General features: G+C 57.3%; 17 protein-coding genes and 1 pseudogene. 4 read left to right on the forward strand and 14 right to left on the reverse strand.

What is annotated here, in order from left to right:
- Positions 1-40 precede the first annotated feature (40 nt).
- Both GTU79_RS21480 and GTU79_RS21485 read left to right on the forward strand, forming a co-directional pair.
- A complete protein-coding gene (locus GTU79_RS21480; RefSeq protein ID WP_203524688.1) occupies positions 41-1246 on the forward strand; it encodes an alpha/beta hydrolase family protein in 1206 nt (401 codons plus the stop codon).
- Positions 1247-1315: 69 nt separating this feature from the next.
- Positions 1316-2434, forward strand: a complete 1119-nt coding sequence (locus tag GTU79_RS21485) for an alkene reductase (protein WP_203524689.1) — start codon at positions 1316-1318, stop codon at positions 2432-2434.
- Between the two features lie 31 nt (positions 2435-2465).
- Here GTU79_RS21485 and GTU79_RS21490 read toward each other — a convergent pair whose 3' ends face one another.
- Complete coding sequence (locus tag GTU79_RS21490; RefSeq protein WP_203524690.1) at positions 2466-3449, reverse strand: NAD-dependent epimerase/dehydratase family protein; 984 nt, start codon at positions 3447-3449, stop codon at positions 2466-2468.
- A 117-nt stretch (positions 3450-3566) separates the two neighbouring features.
- On the opposite strand from GTU79_RS21490, the gene GTU79_RS21495 reads away from it, so the two are divergent.
- Positions 3567-4457 (forward strand): LysR family transcriptional regulator, encoded by an 891-nt coding sequence (locus GTU79_RS21495; protein WP_203524691.1) that lies wholly within the window; start codon positions 3567-3569, stop codon positions 4455-4457.
- Between the two features lie 44 nt (positions 4458-4501).
- Here the strand turns inward: GTU79_RS21495 and GTU79_RS21500 are convergent, their stop codons facing one another.
- The 3 genes from GTU79_RS21500 to GTU79_RS21510 form a co-directional block, all read right to left on the reverse strand.
- Entirely contained in the window at positions 4502-5815 is a 1314-nt protein-coding gene (locus GTU79_RS21500; RefSeq protein ID WP_214513345.1) for an NRAMP family divalent metal transporter, read from the reverse strand.
- 477 nt (positions 5816-6292) lie between these two features.
- Positions 6293-6874 carry an MT-A70 family methyltransferase gene (locus GTU79_RS21505; protein ID WP_203524693.1) on the reverse strand — a complete coding sequence of 194 codons (582 nt, stop codon included), beginning with the start codon at positions 6872-6874 and terminating at the stop codon, positions 6293-6295.
- Positions 6875-7126: 252 nt separating this feature from the next.
- Positions 7127-7909, reverse strand: a complete 783-nt coding sequence (locus GTU79_RS21510; RefSeq protein WP_203524694.1) for an NAD(P)H-dependent oxidoreductase — start codon at positions 7907-7909, stop codon at positions 7127-7129.
- A 105-nt stretch (positions 7910-8014) separates the two neighbouring features.
- On the opposite strand from GTU79_RS21510, the gene GTU79_RS21515 reads away from it, so the two are divergent.
- Entirely contained in the window at positions 8015-8926 is a 912-nt protein-coding gene (locus tag GTU79_RS21515) for a LysR family transcriptional regulator (protein WP_203524695.1), read from the forward strand.
- Positions 8927-8928: 2 nt separating this feature from the next.
- Here the strand turns inward: GTU79_RS21515 and GTU79_RS21520 are convergent, their stop codons facing one another.
- The 10 genes and pseudogenes from GTU79_RS21520 to GTU79_RS21565 form a co-directional block, all read right to left on the reverse strand.
- Positions 8929-10077 carry an epoxide hydrolase family protein gene (locus tag GTU79_RS21520; protein ID WP_203524696.1) on the reverse strand — a complete coding sequence of 383 codons (1149 nt, stop codon included), beginning with the start codon at positions 10075-10077 and terminating at the stop codon, positions 8929-8931.
- A 334-nt stretch (positions 10078-10411) separates the two neighbouring features.
- On the reverse strand, positions 10412-11617 hold the full coding sequence (locus GTU79_RS21525; protein ID WP_338091427.1) for an ROK family protein: 1206 nt from the start codon (positions 11615-11617) through the stop codon (positions 10412-10414).
- A complete protein-coding gene (locus tag GTU79_RS21530) occupies positions 11617-12774 on the reverse strand; it encodes an N-acetylglucosamine-6-phosphate deacetylase (RefSeq protein WP_203524697.1) in 1158 nt (385 codons plus the stop codon). Before GTU79_RS21530 ends, GTU79_RS21525 begins: the two co-directional genes overlap by 1 nt.
- Positions 12767-13543 carry a 6-phosphogluconolactonase gene (locus tag GTU79_RS21535; protein WP_203524698.1) on the reverse strand — a complete coding sequence of 259 codons (777 nt, stop codon included), beginning with the start codon at positions 13541-13543 and terminating at the stop codon, positions 12767-12769. The genes GTU79_RS21530 and GTU79_RS21535 overlap by 8 nt, the downstream gene beginning before the upstream one ends.
- Positions 13544-13568: 25 nt before the next feature.
- Positions 13569-15083 (reverse strand): sodium:solute symporter family protein, encoded by a 1515-nt coding sequence (locus tag GTU79_RS21540; protein ID WP_132926446.1) that lies wholly within the window; start codon positions 15081-15083, stop codon positions 13569-13571.
- Positions 15084-15479: 396 nt separating this feature from the next.
- Positions 15480-16455 (reverse strand): annotated as a pseudogene (locus GTU79_RS21545) (Rpn family recombination-promoting nuclease/putative transposase).
- A 149-nt stretch (positions 16456-16604) separates the two neighbouring features.
- Complete coding sequence (locus GTU79_RS21550) at positions 16605-17369, reverse strand: SDR family NAD(P)-dependent oxidoreductase (RefSeq protein WP_203524700.1); 765 nt, start codon at positions 17367-17369, stop codon at positions 16605-16607.
- Positions 17362-18435: a ketopantoate reductase family protein gene (locus GTU79_RS21555; RefSeq protein WP_203524701.1), complete on the reverse strand. Its 1074-nt coding sequence runs from the start codon at positions 18433-18435 to the stop codon at positions 17362-17364. Before GTU79_RS21555 ends, GTU79_RS21550 begins: the two co-directional genes overlap by 8 nt.
- Before the next feature lie 40 nt (positions 18436-18475).
- Positions 18476-19171 (reverse strand): creatininase family protein, encoded by a 696-nt coding sequence (locus GTU79_RS21560; protein WP_203524702.1) that lies wholly within the window; start codon positions 19169-19171, stop codon positions 18476-18478.
- On the reverse strand, positions 19161-20153 hold the full coding sequence (locus GTU79_RS21565) for a GntR family transcriptional regulator (RefSeq protein WP_203524703.1): 993 nt from the start codon (positions 20151-20153) through the stop codon (positions 19161-19163). Before GTU79_RS21565 ends, GTU79_RS21560 begins: the two co-directional genes overlap by 11 nt.
- Positions 20154-20312 lie beyond the last annotated feature (159 nt).

The raw sequence follows: 20312 nt of genomic DNA on the forward strand, positions 1-20312 counted from the left end.
GCCGCTATACCCAGACTTTCATTACCTCCAGGAGATCAGTATGAAATTTTTATTTGAAAACGAATCTTTTTCCTTCGAGACACTACGCACGGCGGGATTCGCCAATTATGGCGGCGCGGATCTCGGAGAGGTCATCGTGACGGCGCGCGCCATTCCCGAGGGGGACGAAACGGCCTGGCTGGAACAGTGGGAAGCCACCGCCAATCGTGTGGCCGCCATCGGCGAGCGTTCCCTGGCGGCCGGGCATCGGGTGAGCGCACGGGAAGCCTTTCTGCGCGCGTCGAATTACTATCGCACCGCGGAATTTTTCAAACGGGCCGCGCCCATCGGTGATGCCGATGTGGCGCGACTGTCCGGCCGCATGACCCAAACGTTTATTCAGGCGGCGCAGCTGCTCGATACGCCTTTTGAACTCGTTGATATCCCGTATGAAAACACCACGTTACCAGGCTACCTGTTCCTGGCCGATAACAGCGGTGAACCCCGCCCGACGATAATCTACAACAATGGCTTTGATTCTACCCAGGAAGAATCCTATGTTGCCATCGGCGCCGCCGCGCTGCGCCGGGGTTACAACGTTCTCGCCTTTGACGGTCCGGGTCAGGGCGCCGCGTTACGCGCCGCAAAAATCACCTTCCGCCATGACTGGGAAAACGTGTTAGGCCCGGTGATTGACTTCGCGCTGACGCGCCGAGAGATTGACCGGGACCGGATCGCCCTGTTCGGCTACAGTCTGGGAGGCTATCTGGTGGCCCGCGCCGCTGCGTTTGATCACCGCCCCGCCGCCTTGATTCTCGATGACGGCCTGCTGGATTTTCATTTTGCCTTTGAACACATGCTGCCGCCGTTCCTGCTGTCATGGATTAATGAGCGGCAAGATGAACGCGCCGATGCCGTGCTGCAACTGCTGATGTCCATAAAAACCGGCGCCCGCTGGGCAATACAAAACGGAATGTGGACCTTTGGCGCCGCGTCCCCCAGCGAGTTCGTCCGTCAGACCCGGCGTTATACGCTGGCCGGTATTGCCGGCGACATCCGGACGCCGACGCTGGTACTGAATGCTGAAAACGATCAGTTTCTCAAAGGACAGCCGCAGGCCATCTACGCGCAGCTGCAAGCGCCGAAGAAGCTGGTGACCTTCACTGAAGCCGAAGGTGCCGGAGAACATTGCCATATGGGCGCCATGTCCCTGGCCCATCAAACCATTTTTGACTGGCTGGGTGATACCCTGTCCAACCGCGGATGATAGAACGATAAGGGCCGGCATCCCTCCGGCCCCATTTCATATAATCGATTATTGATAACAGAAGAAAAAATGTCCGATACTTCACTGCTGTTTACATCAACCCAAATAGGTCGCTATACCGTTCCTCATCGGGTTGTCATGGCGCCGATGACCCGCTCCCGCAGTTCACAGCCAGGGGATATTCCCAATGCCATGAACGCGCAATATTACGCGCAGCGCGCCGGCGCGGCGTTGATCGTTACGGAAGCCACTCAAATCTCTCCGCAGGGGAAAGGCTACTCCTTTACTCCAGGCATCTACAGTCCGGCGCAGATAGCCGGATGGCAAGGCGTAACCAAGGCCGTGCATGATGCCGGTGGGCGTATTTTCTTGCAACTCTGGCACGTCGGACGCATGTCGCACCCGGATTTCCACCATGGTGAATTACCGGTGGCGCCCTCAGCAGTGCCCTTTGACGGCGCGATCTGGAAGGTCGATCCTGACACTGGGAAAGGCAGTATGGCGCCCTGTCCGATACCCAGGGCATTAACCCTGGAAGAAATCAAAAATATCGTCAATGACTACCGCCAGGCGGCGCGTAACGCCATCACCGCAGGATTTGACGGGGTGGAAGTACATGGCGCAAACGGCTACCTGGTGGATCAATTTTTACGTACCACGTCTAACAAACGCACCGATGAATACGGCGGTAGCCGGGAAAACCGGCTGCGTTTCCTGCGGGAAGTGATGGATGCGATAATTGAAGAAGTCGGGGAGGACCGCGCCGCCATCCGTCTGGCGCCCTTTCTCACCGCCCGCGGCATGGCATGCCCGGATATATTGCCCACCATCCTGGCGGCCGCTGATTACCTGCAGGGAAAAGGGATTGCCTACCTGCATCTGGTTGAGGCCGATTGGGACGATGCGCCGCAGTTTACCGAGGCGTTCCGCCAGGCCATCCGCCGATACTTTCATAATCCGATCATCGTTGCCGGCAAATATGACAAGGCCCGCGCCGAATGGATACTAAATAAAGGCTACGCCAACCTGGTCGCTTTCGGCCGAACCTTTATCGCCAATCCGGATTTACCGCGCCGGCTGGCCGAAGGACTGCCTCTGGCCGATTTCGATAACGAAACCCTGTTCGGCGGCGGGGCGCATGGCTATACCGATTATCCCTCCTGGAGCGAGAACGGCCGCGCCGTATAGCGGCTGGCCGGCACTCCTGCCGTGGGCACCATTATCCAGGTGGAAGGCACCCCAGTCCGGCCAGTGTCTCCTCCACCGCCTGATCAAGCGGGGTATGGGGCTCGCAGCCCAGCAGCGCCGTCAGACGTCGGTTGTCCAGCCTGACCGGCCGGCGCCATAAATAGCGCATCTCCAGCAATTCCCGCAGGGTGGGCGCCAGTGGGGAAGCCAGCCGCACCAGCCCCCAGGGGAAGGTACGCAGCGCCGGTTGTCCTCCGTGGCGCGCCACAACGCGGCTTATGGCCGATGCCATTTGCATGCCGTCGGCATCCCAATGGCCGCCCATATGAAACGTGGCAAAGGGCGCGAGGGAGTTCCCGCGGTCCAGCAGCGCCGCTATGGTGTTCGCCATGTCCGGCAGAAAGCACCATTGATGGCCGACACCGCGGTCGCCGGGCTGGTTGATACGCTTCACGGCCCGTCCCGGTGCGATCAAGCCCTGCGAGAACCAGTTATTGGCAGCCCGCGGCCCGAAGAAGTCCCCTGCCCGTACCACTATCGCCCGGGCGCCCTGCCCGGTGGCCGCATACAAGCGCCGTTCCAGTTCGACGCGGATGCCGCCCTTGCGGGTCAGCGGGTGCTGCGGGGCATCTTCATCCAGCAGCGGAAAGGCATCCGGGCCATAGTTGTAAACCGTGCCCGGCAGCACGATGGTGGCGCGCTCAGCGATGGCGGCGGCAATGGTATTATCGATCATCGGCAGGACCAGTTCCCCCCAGCGGCGATAGCCGGGGGGATTAACGCCGTGCACAATGACGCCGCACCCTTGGGCCGCCCGCCGTACGTCATCGCTATTCATTGCATCGCCGCGCAGCCAGGTGATGCCGTCGTGCCCTGCCCCGGTATCCGGCGGCCGGCGATGCAGCGCCACAACCCGCCAACCGGTGTCGCGAAGCCTGCGGGCCGTTTCTCCGCCGATACCGCCGGTGGCGCCCAGCACCAGGACCTGTTTTCTCGAATTATCCGCTCTCGTCATTTTTCATCTCAGTCTATTGGCCGATGGAAAGAGTCTGCCGCCGCCGGTAGCAAAAGGAAATTGTTGATGATAGCGTATCGGCTATACATTTATGTATGGTGATGGGAGCGAAGAGGTATGTCTGACGCTATTGGATGGGAGCTTTACCGGACCTTTCTCGCCGTGCTGACCGAGGGGTCGCTTTCCGGCGCGGCGCGCGCCCTCGGCATTACCCAGCCTACGGCGGGTCGCCATATCTCGGCCCTGGAAGCATCGTTCCGCCAGCCGCTGTTCATTCGATCGCAGACGGGGCTGATACCCACGGAAGCCGCGCTGTCCCTGCGCAGATATGCGCAGGACATGCGGGATACCGCGGCGGCCCTAGCGCGCGCGGCCACCAGCCGGGGCCGGGAGGTGACGGGTACGGTGCGCGTCTCCGCCAGCGAAGTCATCGGAGTAGAAGTGCTGCCGCCGACGCTGGCGCGGCTGGGGCAATCGCATCCGCAGCTCAGGATTGAACTGGTGCCCACCAACCAGGTGCAGGACCTGCTGCAGCGTGAAGCCGATATCGCGGTGCGCATGACGCCGCCAAAGCAGGAGTCGCTTATCGCCCGGCGAGTGGGGGAGGTGGAACTGGGGTTGTACGCCCATGCCGGCTACCTGCGGCGGCGGGGCATACCGTCGGCGCCGGCGGATTTGATGGGGCATGCGCTGATAGGGTTTGACACGCAAACGCCCTTTTTGCGGGCCGCCAGCAAATCGCTGCCGGAGTGGACACGCGAAGGGTTTACCTATCGCACCGACAGCGATGTGGCGCAGCTGGCGCTGATCCGCGCCGGCTGCGGTATCGGCTGGTATCAGTCGGCGCTGGCCGGACGGTCCCCGCAGCTGGTGCGCGTGCTGCCCGCCCAGTGCCAGTTCAGGCTGGAAACCTGGGTTACCATGCATGAAAATTTGCGCAACAGCCCGCGCTGCAAAGCTGTTTTTGATGCGCTGGCGCTATGTCTTCAGCAGCATACGGCGGCGTAGAAAACAAGACCGGGGGCACCGCCGCCATGGACCTGGGCGCCGGTTTATTTGCCCAGCGTGGCAAACATGGCCACCACAGCTACGGCCATTACCGCCGTGCATATCCAGCCCAATACGCTGAGCCGGGAGGAGATGACAAATTTACCCATAATATCCTGACGCGCCGCCATCAGCATCATCACCACCATGATAGGCACGGAAATAACGCCATTGATTACCGCGCTCCAATACAGCGCCTTGATGGGATCAATGGGCATGAAACAGATTCCGATGCCAATCAGGGTCGACACGGCGATAATGGTGTAGAACTCTTTGGCATACTTGAATTTCAATTCCAGGCTGTTTGGCAATTTAAAGGCCCCGGCGGCGGCATACGCGCCCGAGCCGGCCAAGACCGGAATCGCTAGCATGCCGGTGCCAATGATGCCGGCGCTGAACAGCCAGAAGGCAAAATCACCGGCGACAGGGCGTAACGCGGTCGCCGCCTGCGCCGAGGTATGGATTTCAGTCACCCCGTGCATATGCAGCGTCACCGCGGTGGTTAAAATAATGGCGAATGCCACGACATTGGAAACCGCCATGCCGATGAAGGTATCGATTTTAATCCGGCGGAAATTGATTGTCGCCTGCTCGGGGGCATGTTTAATCGCCTCCGCCTCGTCATCGGCATGCTGCTCTTCCACCTCTTGCGAGGCCTGCCAGAAGAATAGATAGGGGCTGATGGTGGTACCGAAAATGGCGACTACTGTCGTAACATAGGCCGGCTTCCAGGATAAATGCGGCCAAAACGTATTAATTAAGACCTGTGTCCAGGGTATATGAATAATAAAAATGGTTGCCACGTAAGCAAGCAATGCCAGGGTTAGCCATTTCAATATTCGCACATAGCGTTTATAAGGAATAAAGATCTGCAGAAGTAATGATATTAAGCCAAACCCCACCACATACCAGCGGACGGGACCTTTTACCAATAAATTCAGTGCTCCCGCCATAGCGGCAATATCAGCGCCGATATTGATGGTATTGGCAATCAGCAGCAAACCCACGATGGCATAGAGCAGCCATTTGGGATAGTGTCTGCGAATATTGGTGGCGAGTCCATGACCGCTGACACGGCCTATTTTGGCGCTGATAATCTGGATACCCACCATTAGGGGATAAGTGAGCATCAGCGTCCATAGCATGCTGTAGCCAAATTGCGCGCCGGCCTGGGAATACGTCGCAATGCCGCTGGGGTCGTCATCGGCGGCGGCGCTAATCAAACCCGGCCCGAGTTTTTTCAACCAAGATTTCGACGGTTCGTTTTTATTATCTTCGGGTTTAACTTCCACCCCTTCCAAGCCCGTGGTATTTGACATATGACTCCAGAGCAGACCTAGGTATGTCCGCCCATTTACTATTGCTCTCTTTTTGAACTTCTGCCTGGAAGGCTTTGCCGCTAATAGCAAAAAATCCATTTTGACTTTAGTTCACGGCTAATGAATATGCCACTGACAGCCCGGCTCATTTTGATATCAATGTGGTCTGGAGAATCGTATAAAAAAGCTTATACAGCTCTGATGATTTTTTAATTTTTAAATCAATAGCAATCCTATAAAAGGCAATGACAATTAACCGATTCGGCGACAAATGAAACAGTCCCTTCGCAAGGAGGACGAAGGGTGGCATAAAGATTGTCCTACGAGGGACCCAATGATTTAAAACGAATTTTCCCAAGAGCAATGACCAATAATTTTTTAGGGACTGACATAAAAAAATATGACGTTTATCTCAAAATCACTGTTTAAGGAATAAAGGATATTTTAGATCACCAGGACAATTATTAAGCGCAATGTTCAATTTTGCTGGCCTATACTCCTGACCATAGCGGCGGAAAGCTCGACGGATTTGTCACAGGCATTGCCCCAACTATCCCAGCCCGGTACCCGGTTTCGGGCAAAGAGTTCGATACGCGGGACGTCGCCCACCAGTTCCACCAGTAAGCGACGAAACAAATCGGGCTTGGCGCTGTGTTCGCCGCGCGGCGCCGTCTGGTGCTGGCAGATGCCGGCGCTTGCCCGCACGGGCAATCTGCCCCGCACGGCAAACATGCAGTCTTCGGAATTAGCGCGCGTCAAATGGCCCATGCCGATAGCGGAATTCCCTTTGCACGGGTTTGTTTTATGCCAGGTGAAGCCTTTCATCGTCATAAAGCGGAACCCCCAGGCCTCCACAACCTTCAATGCCTCAAGGGGCATAGAGGGTACGTGCCACATCGCCAACAGACAGGATGCGGGATCGGCTAAATCCCAGACCGGCAACCGGCAGATATCGGTAACGGTCATGACGGGATACTTGAATTGAACGCCCCGCTCGCCGTCCTTGGATTTATCGCGATATTGCCAGGGCGGGTCGGCGTAAATAAGCTTAAATTTCACGCCGCACCCCAGCTTTATAAAATAAGAAAAAACCGCTCATGAGCTCAATCCTGACATTCGATGAAGGAAATTGCATAAGCCAGGGAGGGGAAGAGAAAAACATGAGCGATGGTAACGATCGAAAAATTTTTCTTTTCCGCCAATGGCCTTCAAACCTTAGGAAGGCGGTCAATATATGTCAAATAAACAACCGGGCCAATGCCTTCACTGCAGAAAAATTAATCATTGCTAAAGAGGCTTGCCCGGCAGCAGCTATTCCTTGGCGATATGCACGCGCAGCCCCTCCTCTCCCGGCGCGAGATCGGGGCGCAGCGTCAGTGCCGGAATATCGTAGGCACCCGTATTCTGCGGACGGAAGGGGATAGGCGCAGCGGTCCACAGCGTATCAAGACGTTGCCCCAAGGCGTCGCGGATATGGCCATATCGTTCTTCATCGGTGCGGCCGGTACGGTAGATAACGAATGGCGGCACGACATCGAAACCGGGGTAATACAATATCCCATGCTGAATAGGGAATAAGATATCCTCAATGGGGCCGTTAATGCCGCGGGGGCCGTAATGGGACTCCCACCCGCCGGTGGTGACCAGCAGCATCGCCCGCTTTCCCGCCATCGCACCTTCGCCGTAGCGATCGCCCCAATGGTTGTCGGAGTGTTCACCCACCCCGTAAGCGAAGCCATAGGCATAAACGCGCTCCACCCAACCCTTGAGAATGGCCGGCATGGAGAACCACCACAGGGGGAACTGCAGGATAACCGCATCCGCCCACCTGAGTTTTTCCTGCTCAAGGGCGATATCATGGCGCTGGGTGCCCGTTTCATAAGCCTCTTTGGACGCCAGGGAGGCGTCAAAGCGCGCATCGGCCGGCCACGCCGTACTGTCTTGCGCGTCGAGGGAGGCCTTCCATTTCATGGCGTACAGGTCCGATACCTGTACATGATGGCCGGCATCCTCAAGATGCCTGACCGAAAAATCCTTCAGGGAACCATTTAAGGACCGGGGTTCCGGATGGGCATAGACAATCAGGACATTCATGACTGAACCTCTGTAGTTGAAATAAGGTGTAGTTGGAATAAGGGCAGCATAGGAGCTTGTCAGGTATAGTGGAAATGAATTTCCAATATTACAGGTATTAACAATATGAATAGCCTGCGCCGCCTTGACCTTAATCTGCTGATCACGCTGGACGTACTGCTGGCGGAACACAACGTCACCCGTGCGGCGGAGCGCCTGAATTTTTCCCAACCGTCGGTAAGCGTACATCTGGCCAAACTCAGAGAAATTTTCGGCGATCCGCTGTTGTTGCCCGGACCACGGGGGATGCGGCCCACCGCCAGGGCCGATGCTCTGCGCGAGCCTTTGCGGCAGGCGCTGGAGGCTCTTGAATCCGCGGTATCCCCCGCCAGCCCCTTTGATCCCGCCGCGTCCCAACATACCTGGCGCGTCGCCGCGTCCGATTACGGCGAATCCACTATTCTGCTGCCGGCGCTGGCGGGATTGCGCAGCGCAGCGCCCAGCGCCCGGCTGGCCTTTATTGAATCGGTTCCGTCCGGCCTTGCCAGACAGGCGGAACAGGGTGAAATCGATCTGGCCCTTCATACCAGCGAAGGGGCGCCTTCCGGCCTGCATCGCCGGGCGCTGTTTACCGAGCGCTATGTCCTGGCCGGCCGGGCCGGTCATCCCCGCTTGAAAAAACCGCCGACCCTGGCGCAGTTCTGCGAGCTCGATCATGTGATGGTGTCGCCGGACGGCGGCGGGTTTTACGGCGTAACGGATACCGCCCTCGCCCAATTGGGCCTGACGCGCCGGGTGGTGCTTTCCGTTCCCCATTTCCTGTTGCTCAGATCGGTGCTGGCCGCCACCGACCTGGTGGCGATAATGCCCTTGCGACTGATGGACGGCCTGCCGGCGCTGCAGGTCGTCGAACCGCCCGTTGCCGTGCCGGGCTTCGAAATGTCCATGCTCTGGCATGAACGGGTTCATCGCGATCCCGCCCATCAATGGCTGCGGGACTATATCGCGGCTTCCTGTGATTCCCCGATGGCGGGATAGCGTCAGCGTAGTGTATTAAAAAAACGCCGTATGTCAGCCGCCAGCTCTTGCGGGCGTTCCAACGCGGCAAAATGGCCGCCGTGAGGCATGCTGCTCCAGCGCTGCAGATTGTAGCCCCTGCGCACCCAGCTTTGCGGCGGCATTGGGAGCTCTTTGGGAAAATGCGCCACCGCCAGCGGCGGACTGATGCGTTCACCGGCAGATAACAGCAGAGGATTCCGGCGCCCCTCGACATACATACGGAAGGAGGAGCCGATGGTGCGGGTAAACCAGTAAAGGGAAATATTGGTTAACAGAACATCCAGCGATATGGCCTTTTCCAGATCTCCGTCACAGTCGCTCCAGGCCCGGAATTTTTCCGCGATCCATGCGGCAAGCCCCGCCGGCGAATCGTTAAGAGCAAACGCCAGGCTTTGCGGACGCGTACCCTGCACATGCCCGTAAGCCCCTTGCTCATTGGCCCATGCGGCGCTTTGGCCTGCAAAATCCTGTTCTTCCTCGGTTAGCGGCTGTTTGTCATCTATATAAGGGCGATACGAGCCCGGAATAAAATTCAGATGCAGGCCAATCACTCTGGCCGGATAAAGCCTTGCCAGCCAGCTTGATACTCCCGCCCCCAAATCGCCGCCCTGCAGGGCGAACCTGCCGTAACCCAGCTTCCCCATCAAGGCGGCCCATAGGTGCGCGGTTTGGCCGGCGCCCACGCCGGGTACCGTCGGCGCGGACGAGAAACCATAACCGGGCAATGAAGGCACTATAACATCGAAAGCATCGGATTCACTGCCGCCGAAACGGGCCGGATCCGTCAGGTAGGGGATAATATCAAGCATCTCCACAAAGGAACCGGGCCAGCCGTGAGTCAGGATCAGCGGCATGGGAGAAGGCCCTTTGCCGCGCTGATGGATAAAATGGATCCGCTGACCGTCAACCCCGGCGATAAAATGGGGAAAAGCATTAAGCCGGGCTTCCTGCGCCCGCCAGTCAAACCTGTCCCGCCAGTAGTCAACAAGATGCCGCATAAAATTTAACGAGGTTCCCTCACGCCAGCTGTCGTCGTCTATGGACTCAATCCAGCGGGTGGCTGCCAGGCGTAATTTCAAATCGTTTAACTCGGATTGCGCAATCCGTAACGTAAAAGGTTGTATGGCCATAGTGAGAGAGCACCCGACGCTTATTGGATAAACCCAGTATAGGGGGACGTGGATCGTTCATGAAGGAACCAAACGGAAAATTAACGTAACTCATTAAGTTAAGGGGAAAGTAAATTTTTGCGAAGACGATTCCAAGCACATGTTTTCAATTTGCATTGTTTGCAGCGATTATCTAATCTTCGTCACATAAAAATAAGTCTGCATGTCTTCATTTTTGGGCCTACCCTGGCCCATTTTTTTGTCAATTAAAGGTAGAGGTTAAGGAACCATTTAATCTGGACCATAGCGCTGCGATACCATTCGGGCATCCTTTGCCGGCAGCCGCTGTCAATGGCTAGAGTTCAATGTGTTCATGACGCAGTATCATCGCCAGGGCCAATCCCTGTGCCGGGTCGTAGCTATCAGGCAGGAAGCGGATATGGGTATGGCCATAGGCAAAAGGGAGAGTACGATGCCGCGCCACGGTTAATACCCGTTCGGTAAAGAGCGGCGACACGTTGTAGACGCAATCGATAAGCAAGGTCTTGGGGTTCACCAGATGAATGATCTGGCTAAGGGCATTGCCCAGCAACTCTCCTGCCCGGGCGATCGCTTTATCCACCAGCGCCGGAGCCTGCGTTCGATCGGCCCACCGTAAGCCCGGCTGTAGCTGGCCCAGCTGCGCGTTGATGGCGGATAATCCAATGAGCGATTCCAGGCAACCCCTCTGCCCGCAGGTACAAACAGGGCCATCGGATGCCACGTTAAGATGGCCCACTTCACCGGCGGTCCAACTGCCGCCGTAATAAACGCCGTGCCGGGTAATCAACGTGCCGCCGATACCTTCGGCAATCCGCAGGTAAAAAGCGGGTTCATCGGCGGGAGCGGTGGTTCCATGCTGGCGCGAGACCAGCGCCGCCGCCTTGACGATATTCATTACCCCCACCGGCAAAGGCACGCTGCGGCGTAGCGCCGCCAAGATGTCCACCTGCTGCCAGCCCAGATGGGATGAGACATGCATATAGCCGTTCTGCGGATCGATAATACCGGGAAAGCCGACGCCGATACCGATAAGCTCAGGATAACGACGGTGCATCCAAGCGCAGAGGCGGGCAATTTCCCCTACCACGCTGTCGGCGTCGGCGGTATCAATAACCAATGTCTTTTGTTCCAGCAGCTCGGAAAAATAATCATATACCGCCCAGTGCAGATGCTGACGCTCCACCATAATCCCGGCGGATTTCATTTTCTCCGGCCTAAGGGCGATATGAATTTTGGGGCGGCCGCTGGAGCTGGACTGGGCAACGCCGATTTCAGCAACCAAACCCGCGGCGATAAAATCGTCGATGATAAGGGAAATGGTATTTTTACTTAATGAAAGCGCGCGGGCAATATCAAGACGTGAACTGATCCGCTGTTGGCGTAAATAAGACAGCACATGCATTTCATTATATTGACGCAGCAGCGCGGGGCCCTTTCCTGGCTCTTTCATTGTTGGTTTAACCTGGCAATCGGCGGGAAATAAGCCGGCATTATGGCATAACCCGGTCAGGGTAAACACTATTGCTCCCGCCAAACGCACTCGCCCTGTGCATAGGTGGACAACACCTTCAACTCCCCTGTACCGTTTTCGCCAAGCAGCGCCGCATCCAGCGGGGAGCCCACCGCCAAGCCCCCCTTCGCCGGTAAATCAAGCATGGCCGCGGGACGTACCGATGCCATATCCCACGCCTCATGCCGGCTGGCCATACCCGCTGTTATCAGGGCATTGACACCGTACAGCAGCGAACGCGCCGACCCCGCCAGCAAGCCGGGATTATCGGCCAGCGACAGACGGCCCTGCTCGCTCAGGACCACATCGCCGCCAATGTGCAATTGATAGCGTCCGGGAGGCATCCCGGCCAGGCTGGTGGTATCGCTCACCAAAAAGGCCCGCTGTCGCTTCACACGCATAAATACTTTCAGCACCGACATTGGCAAATGCTCGCCGTCGCCAATCATGGCGCACCATAATTTATCCTGCGCCAACTGTTCCCAAATATAATTGGGATGTCTGGGCAGCAACAGGTGCGCCCCATTGCCAAGATGGGTTGACATCGATGCGCCCGCCTCCACCGCCACGGCAATTTGGGCGGCATCAGCGCCGGTATGGCCGAGGGAGACCGTCACGCCCTCCTGCACGCAGTTCCGGATAAACGCCGCGCTACCGGGCCACTCCGGCGCCAGAGTCAGCAGTCGGATATCTCCCCTCGCAGCCTTCTGCCAGCGCTGAAACAAGGACCAATCCGGCGCCTTGACCAAAGTCCGGTCATGGGCGCCGCGCGGCCCGTCTTCGGCGGAGATAAACGGGCCCTCCAGATGTATGCCGGCCACGCCGTAACCGACCGCGGCAAACCGGCGGCGGGCGTTGGCTATCCCCCGGACCATCTGCTCGGTGTCATCATCGTTATTGGTGATAACCGTGGGCAGAAATGTTGTTACGCCCTCCTGCCATAGACGCCGGGTCACCGCCAACACCGATTCCTCGTTGATAGGGTAATGATTGAAATCCACCCCCGCGAAGCCGTTTATCTGCAAATCCACCAACCCCGGCGCAATAATCGGCAGCGCGTCATCCTGAGGCAGCGGCCTGATTTGGCAGATCACGCCGTGCTCCGCATGGATCTCCACCGCGGCTAAATCCCGATAATCTCTGCCCCGCAGGCAAACCTTATCCATGGAGATTTTCCCCAAAGGCATCCCGGTCGGTAAACAGCCGGCAGTGGGCATGGGTACGCAGGATGGTGGCCGGACAGCCGGTGGAAACCGGCTCTCGCAGCATGGCCGTTATCGCCGCCCGCTTTTGTGCTCCCGGCACCATGCAAAACAGCCGCCCGGCGGCCATCAAGGTAGGAACGGTCAGGGTCACCGCATGGGTGGGCACCGCGTCCAGGGTGGCGAAGCAGCCGTCGTTCACCTGCTGCTGGCGGCACACCGGATCCAGCTCCACCGTTTTCATCACGGCAGGATCCCGGAAGTCCGCCACCGGCGGATCGTTAAAGGCCAGGTGTCCGTTCTCCCCGATGCCCAGGCAGACCATATCAATGGGCGCCTGCCGGATCAGATCGGCGTAATGGCGGCAGATCCGGTCCGCATCCTCCCAGGCCGGGATCAGGTGTACGGTGCCCGGATGGACAACCTCGAACAAATGGCTATTGAGGTAGTGGCTAAAACGCTGCTCCGAATCCGGCGGCAGGCCGATATATTCATCCATATGAAACGCCGTCACCCGCGACCAGTCAATGCCCTCGGCTGTCCCCAGGGCCGCCAGGAATTCATTCTGCGACGGCGCGGCGGCGAAAATAATCCGCACGTTCTCCTGCCTGGCCAGGCATTGGCGCAAAGCGTCGGCCGCAGCCGCGCCGGCCGAGTTACCCAAGGCTATGCGGTCGGCAAATACCTCGACGGCAAGCTGTTCATACCGGCCGGTCAACACTGGCAATGACATATAAAACTCCTTTAGCTGAATCTGTTTATGACTTGCGCAGGGCAACGGCAGGACGGCCGGCGGATAACGCCGCCTGATCCTGATTCAGCGCGGCCAGCAGAGTATCCACCTGCGGGCTGACCGGGCTTCGCCGGCACAGGCCGGCCAGCGCATAGACGATTAACGATGAGAGTACGGGAATGGCAACGACTTCCGTCGTGCTCATGCCCGGAATCGCAAATTTCACCACGAAGAACGCTACGATCCCCACGGCCCAGGATCCGATGGCTGCAAGGGGGCCGCATTTTCTGAACCAGGGCAGCAGGCCCAACAGCATAGGAATGGAGATAGGTCCCACCAGCCCGCCGAACCAGATAATCAACAGGGTCAGCACGCCGCCGAACCGGCCGGCGTTAACCGCAATCAGCAGCGTGGTGACGATAAAGGCCACCACCGTCACCCGGGCCACCACCAGCGAGGACTGGCCGTTGCCAAAGCGCCGGGGAAACAGCACCGGCAGGATATCCCGCGTGACCACGGCGGTAATGGCATTGGAGTCGGAGGAAGTCATGGACAGGGTATGGGCAAACATGGCCACCAGCACCAGGCCAATCAGGCCGTTGGGCAATAAGTGCATCGCCATGACCGAATAAGACTGGGACGGATCGGCGATGCCGGGGAACAACACCGGCGCGGCCCACATGGGATAAAACAGCACCAGCGGCCACACCAGGTACAACACCGCCGACAGCAGCGCGGCTTTATGGGCATCCCTGCCGCGCGGTGAAGCGATAAAGCGCTGCGCCAGGTTCCAGGTACCGCCGTTATAGCTGAGGGTGTAAATCACGAAATAGGCCAGCATAAAGCCCAGCGTATAAGGCTCGCGAATGATCTGCGTGTGGGCTGGAGGCAGCCGGTCCCACACGGTGAGCAATCCGTGCAGGCCCCCCAGATGGGCGGCAACCGCGGCCACCATCACAATGGCCGCGATAAATTGCACCACAAACTGGCCGAAGTCGTTACAGGCATCCGCCCACAGACCGCCCATCACGGTGTAAAACAGGCACAATATACCGGAGATAGCGATGCCGTAAACGGTATCCAGTCCGGTGAAAACGTTGATGATAATGGCGATGGCCGCCCACTTGGCCCCGACATCGAAGGTCTTCAGCAATACGCCGCTCCAGGCCAGCAATTGCTGGGTCGGGACGTTATAGCGAGTGGCGAGATACTCCATCGGCGATTCGATATGCATATGGATACGCAGCCGCGCCCAGCGCGGCGCAAAGATAAACGAGCCGAGAAATACCGCGATGGAGATGGGCAGCGCCCACCAGAAATAGATCGTGATGCCGTAACTGTAGGCAACGCCGGCATAGGCCACGAACACCGCGGCGCTGTAGCCCGACATATGATGTGAAATGCCCGACAGCCACCATGGCATTTTACCGCCGGCGGCAAAAAAATCCTTGGTGCTGCCCACCTTACGCATCGCCCACAGGGTAATGATCACAATCATCAGGGCATACAACGCCATGACCACATAGTCTATCCCGTTCATTTTACGCTCCGGTAGTTAATCGCGATTCTCGCCGCCCCATGGGGGACGGGCAGTTTGTCTGCGCCTGGTATTCACATACATCCTAAGTTAGGACCAATTGGTTCTGACTTAACTGTATGACCATACATAGAGTAATTATTTAGTCCTATATAAGGATTAATTAAAGCTAACACAGCGCCATTGCCATGTACGAGAGTTATATCACAGTTAATCGGCAACACAGCGGACGGGCCATAGGGCTTTTTTATGACCCGGTTTGGCGGGGTATCATCAGCAATCGGCAATGTTTACAGGGATCGCCGTACCGTCTCATCCATCCCGGTGAACGTCATTTATCGCTTATCGAAGCGCAGCGTATTTTCTCTCTGGTAGTGAAAACCGCAGCCAGGGTTTATTTTACGCCAGTGAATTCACAAGGCTATCGAGCTCATGATTATCCATTCCGGTAGCGCGTTCAATCGCATCGCGGTCCAGGCCCATAGCCAGCAAATTACGGGCGATCTCTCTCGCTTGCTGGCTGCGTCCCTCATTTATTCCTCGGTTCAGCCCTTCTCGCAATCCTTTTGCAGACCTTCTTGTAGTCCCTCTTTCAGTCCTTCTTGCAGACCAATCTTGCGTCCCATCTGTTTTAGTTGTTCTGCGACAGTCATCATATCTTCCCTGTAACGTGGTGTATTTTCGATAAGAATACGTAAAAAGCCTCCCAGTCAAGGAGATCGGCCTCCTGCGTCAAATAGCGTATCAGACACTCCGCCTGCGCTTTACTGAGCTGCGCCAGATCCATCAGCAAGGCAATATCCAGCAGCCGGATATTGATATCCCTGTCCCGGATATGCTTTTGCACATACTCCAGCAAGGCGACTTTCTTATGGGTTTTGATTTCGTCGTCAGGAATTACCGTAACATCCACCAGGGGAAATGCCTGAACATACAGCGCTTGCGCCAATGCCGGATTGTGGAAACAGTCCAGCCAACGCAGGCTGTAAGGATAAGGACTCTGTCTTCCGTGATAAAACAGCAGGGGTATGACCAGCGGCAGTTTTTTGTGGCCCTGCTCAAGATGGCGGTGCATGGCGGCTATGCTGTAGCGCAAAAGACGAAACGCCATCATCTCGTCCACGCTGGACTGGTGCTCTATGAGGCAGTAGACATACCCCTCTCCTTCGGAGCTGTCCAAAGAGTAAAGCATGTCTGAGTACTGAGTACGCATGTCGTCCTCGACAAAGGAGCCGGAGGTGACCGCCAGCGTGCCGAGATCGCACATTTCCCGCAGCGCCGGCGGCAGGTGTATTTGCAGAAAATCCTCCACAACGCTGACATCGCTGAAGAATTTTCTGAATAACGCATCATGAGGGGCAGGAATAGTTTTCATTGGCGCACTGTAACGGCGTCAATGAAAACGAAATATAAACGCTATACCGCGCGAGCAGGGGAGATAATCTATTTTCGGCGGGTTTCACATTTTAATGCAACACGGCCATGTGTTTCTGCGATGGAGCCGCCGGTGACCCGCAAAGGACATTATCTCCCCCCATCCACGCTCAACACCTGGCCGGTCACCCAGTTTGCCCAAGGAGAGGCGAAAAACAGCACCGCATGCGCAATGTCCTCCGGTGCGCCGAGCCGCTTTAGGGCAATGCAATCAATGAGCTGCGCCTGGCCCTCTTTACCCATGGCCTGCCACTGTTTCTCAGTGGAGGGATTACTGCGGATAAAACCCGGGGCAACATTGTTAACGGTGATATTCCACGGACCCAGCTCATGGGCCAACTGACGCGTCAGTCCAATCTGCCCCGCTTTGGCGCCGGCATAGGCCTGGATGCCGGTAAGGCTGACATCCAGCCCGGCACGGCTGGAGATATTGACGATACGGCCGAATTTTTGCTGCTTCATGGCGGGCGCGGCGGCCTGTGACATCAGAAAGGCGCCGGTGAGGTTGACGTCCACTATCGCCTGCCATTGCGCCAGCGTAACCTGCTCAATGGGCAGGCCGGTTTGTCCCGCCACGCCGCCGGCATTATTCACCAGGGTATCCACGGGGCCGTGTTTTTCAATCAGTTCGTCAAACAGCGCCGTAACGCTTTGGCTATCAGCTACATTCAGGGTAAAGGCATGGCAGGAGGGGCCGCACAGCCGGGCGGTCTCTTCAACCCCGCCGGACTGGATGTCACAGGCGAAAACCGTCGCGCGCCGGCTGGTGAATGCCTGGCATATGGCACGGCCGAAACCTTGCGCCGCGCCGGTGACCACCACGCGGCGAGCGGAAAAATCAAAGGTATCAGGCATCGCGTTTTTCTCCCAGCAGTGCAAGCGTGGCCTGCGTTTGCGGCAATTCACCTTTTTCTATGCGATGGATCAGTTCCACCAGCCGGGCGGTTAACGGCATCTCAATGCCGCACCCGGCGCCGATGGGGATAACCGGCGCGATTTGCGCATCGACTTCCGTTTGCCGTTTCCGTACCGCCAGGTCGCGCCAGATGCCGGAATGGGATTTTGCCGAGCGGCGGTTATGGGCCACCATGTCGTTAAAGGATCGGGCGGTTGTTTCAGGGGTTGCATCAGGCAAAAAAGCCAACGGGTCAAAACCGTCGAAGGGCAGCAGGACTATGCCTTTGGCGGCGGCCACGGCGCCAATTTCCCTGGCGAGCGCGGTGAGTACCGGCCGGTATTCCTCCATGGCCAGCACATCGGCAATACTGTCGTCGGTAAGCGCGGTGGCAAACAGCAGCGCGCCGTAGATTATTTTCGACCAGAGATAGCCCCAGATATTCGCGGTGAGGACGGCATTGGGTTCGAATTTTTGCAGCAGCCGGAATAACGTTTCCGTGCGCGGCAACGTCACCCCATCCAGTTCCCCGATCACCACCGCCCCGCGGCCGCCAAGGTGAATCACCCCGGGCTCAAGAAAATCCGCGCCAAAATTGAGAAAGGCGCCGACGGTGCGCTGTTTGCCGATAAATTCGGCTATCACCGTCTCATTAAGACCGTTTTGCAAAGAAACGACATAACCTTGGGGCGTTAATAACGGCGCGATGGTTTCCATGGCGCCGCGGGTATGATGGGATTTTACCGCCAGCAAAACGGCGCCCAGCTTGCCGGGAAATTGCTGCGCCATCTCTTCGGGCAGAAAGGCCGGGGCGCGAACGCATCTATCCCCCAATGGTCCTGTAATGCGCAGCCCGTCGCGATTAATCGCCGCCACATGCTCAGCCACGCTGTCGACAAAAATCACTTTTTCGCCGGCATCGGCAAAGGCGGCGCCTATTGCGCCGCCGATGGCGCCGGCGCCCCAAATCACCCAGGGCGCCTGTTGATGTTCATTTATTGAAAGCGTAGAGAGCGGTGCCGACATACTGGAGACCTCCTGGCATAAAAGGGCTGTTTGAGCTTGTTTATAGTGATTCGATAATCTGGCGCAGCTCATCAATGGCGGTTTGCCAGATAGCCAGCATCTCATGGTCCGGCCGCTGGTAATAACCACCGTAGTTGCCGTCCCCCAGATAACTGCGGGCCTGGGTCGGATTCATCTTGCGCAATTGAGCCAGGTTCACCATGGGCTTTTGGCTATCCGGCTGCGCCACGCCGGCCAGCCGCGTCCAGGGGAAATTTTCCATCCATGAGGCATGAGACGCCACGGGATCGATGGCGGTGACTTTGGCCCATGCCAAAGGAGCGTTCCACCAGTTATGCAGTTGTACCGTCACCTCCGGATTATGCACCATCCATTCGCTGATGATGTTCTGCGCCGGAGAATTGCCCCCGTGGCCGTTTACCAGCAGGATGCGCCGGAACCCCTGGCGTTTGAGGCTGTTGAGAATGTCGTAGAGCAGAGCGGTATAGGTACGCATGCTCAGGCTGATGGTGCCCGGATAATCGCTGAACGCCGGCGTCATGCCAAAGGGCAGAACGGGAAAAACGGGTATACCGTAGGCTTCGGCGGCATCCGTCGAGATCTTTTCCGCCAGGATGGAATCCACCGACAGGCTAAGAAAGGCATGCTGTTCAGTGCTGCCTAACGGTACGATGGCGCGATCGTCTGTGGACAGGTAGTTTTCCACCTGCTGCCAATTCATGTCACTAATTTCCATTGAATTCCTTACTATCAAGTGCATTGCCGAAATCACGTTGCAAGAGCGGCAGGACCACCCGCTGTATATCCCCCGTATCGGGAACGTGGCGATATTCAAAGGCCTGCTGGCCCGGCTTAAGCCCGGCGGCGAGCTCCTCGGCGCCGGTGGCGTAGACTACCGTATCCGCCTGCGGCAACTGTGCCGCAAGGGAAGGATCGTCACGCTGGATCACGGTAATATGGTCAACATGGGGCGCAAACCGCTTAACCCCCTCGCTCATCAAGGCGGTGAACTCGGGAAAAATCGACACCACCAGCACGCGGGTCAGCGGATCCAGGGACGCCAGGGCGCGGCGCGTATTCTCCGAGGGGATAAGATTGATATTCATCACCCGCGCACCCGGCAACAGCTGGCTGACTTCGCGACGGCGATGGGCAAACGTCAGCAGCAAATCCGCCGCCGCCGCCCGCCGCCGCAAGAGTTCGTCGCTCTTGAGGTCGGTGACCGTCGTGGCTTCGACTAATGCCCTGTTTCCCAGCGTTTCGGCAACGCTCGCAGCATAGTCACGGGCGGACGCAATGAAATTCCCCACCAGAAAAACGCGTTTTTGACTGAAATTCCGCTGCCGGTCGTTGAACCGGCCGATGACCAATTGCCCCAGTTCCTGGACGGTATGACCCATACCGATACCGCACTCAAGCAGGTCGTCTATCCGCTGATACAGCAGGCCGCTGTCCGGCATACCCGAGGGAAGCGACTGTTTGGCGTCGGCGATAAATGTGCCGGAGCCGGGCTTACTGAATACCAGCTCCGCCTCTTTCAATTCACTGTAAACCTGCGCGACCGTCATGGGCGCCACTCCGGCCATTCCCGCCATAGCCCGGACGGAAGGCAGTTTCTCGCCCGCTTTCAGCGCGCCGAAAGTGATTGCATATTCAATCAGCCCGCGCAGCTGTACCCCGAGGGGAAGCGGTGAACTGCGATCCAAATGAAAATCCATAATGAGCCTTCAGGTGTAATAGCGCACTAATACAGTAATATTGATTTTTACTGAAATGCAAGCCGGATTTGCCTATAGGAGAGTTAAAGAACTGTTTTAGCTAACTATAGGAAAATAATATCTCGCTTTTTTAAGACAGATTATTGACATTGTGTGACA

This window comes from Sodalis ligni (genome assembly GCF_016865525.2).
Lineage (GTDB): Bacteria > Pseudomonadota > Gammaproteobacteria > Enterobacterales > Enterobacteriaceae > Acerihabitans > Acerihabitans ligni.

What these genes read in the sequence shown, in the direction of transcription:
- GTU79_RS21565 (WP_203524703.1), bottom strand. Translation starts at nt 20,153, where the DNA reads ATGGATTTTCATTTGGATCGCAGTTCACCGCTTCCCCTCGGGGTACAG.
- GTU79_RS21495 (WP_203524691.1), top strand. Translation starts at nt 3,567, where the DNA reads ATGTCTGACGCTATTGGATGGGAGCTTTACCGGACCTTTCTCGCCGTG.
- GTU79_RS21535 (WP_203524698.1), bottom strand. Translation starts at nt 13,543, where the DNA reads ATGTCATTGCCAGTGTTGACCGGCCGGTATGAACAGCTTGCCGTCGAG.
- GTU79_RS21480 (WP_203524688.1), top strand. Translation starts at nt 41, where the DNA reads ATGAAATTTTTATTTGAAAACGAATCTTTTTCCTTCGAGACACTACGC.
- GTU79_RS21490 (WP_203524690.1), bottom strand. Translation starts at nt 3,449, where the DNA reads ATGACGAGAGCGGATAATTCGAGAAAACAGGTCCTGGTGCTGGGCGCC.
- GTU79_RS21560 (WP_203524702.1), bottom strand. Translation starts at nt 19,171, where the DNA reads ATGGAAATTAGTGACATGAATTGGCAGCAGGTGGAAAACTACCTGTCC.
- GTU79_RS21555 (WP_203524701.1), bottom strand. Translation starts at nt 18,435, where the DNA reads ATGTCGGCACCGCTCTCTACGCTTTCAATAAATGAACATCAACAGGCG.
- GTU79_RS21510 (WP_203524694.1), bottom strand. Translation starts at nt 7,909, where the DNA reads ATGAATGTCCTGATTGTCTATGCCCATCCGGAACCCCGGTCCTTAAAT.
- GTU79_RS21485 (WP_203524689.1), top strand. Translation starts at nt 1,316, where the DNA reads ATGTCCGATACTTCACTGCTGTTTACATCAACCCAAATAGGTCGCTAT.
- GTU79_RS21500 (WP_214513345.1), bottom strand. Translation starts at nt 5,815, where the DNA reads ATGTCAAATACCACGGGCTTGGAAGGGGTGGAAGTTAAACCCGAAGAT.
- GTU79_RS21530 (WP_203524697.1), bottom strand. Translation starts at nt 12,774, where the DNA reads ATGGATAAGGTTTGCCTGCGGGGCAGAGATTATCGGGATTTAGCCGCG.
- GTU79_RS21550 (WP_203524700.1), bottom strand. Translation starts at nt 17,369, where the DNA reads ATGCCTGATACCTTTGATTTTTCCGCTCGCCGCGTGGTGGTCACCGGC.
- GTU79_RS21540 (WP_132926446.1), bottom strand. Translation starts at nt 15,083, where the DNA reads ATGAACGGGATAGACTATGTGGTCATGGCGTTGTATGCCCTGATGATT.
- GTU79_RS21520 (WP_203524696.1), bottom strand. Translation starts at nt 10,077, where the DNA reads ATGGCCATACAACCTTTTACGTTACGGATTGCGCAATCCGAGTTAAAC.
- GTU79_RS21515 (WP_203524695.1), top strand. Translation starts at nt 8,015, where the DNA reads ATGAATAGCCTGCGCCGCCTTGACCTTAATCTGCTGATCACGCTGGAC.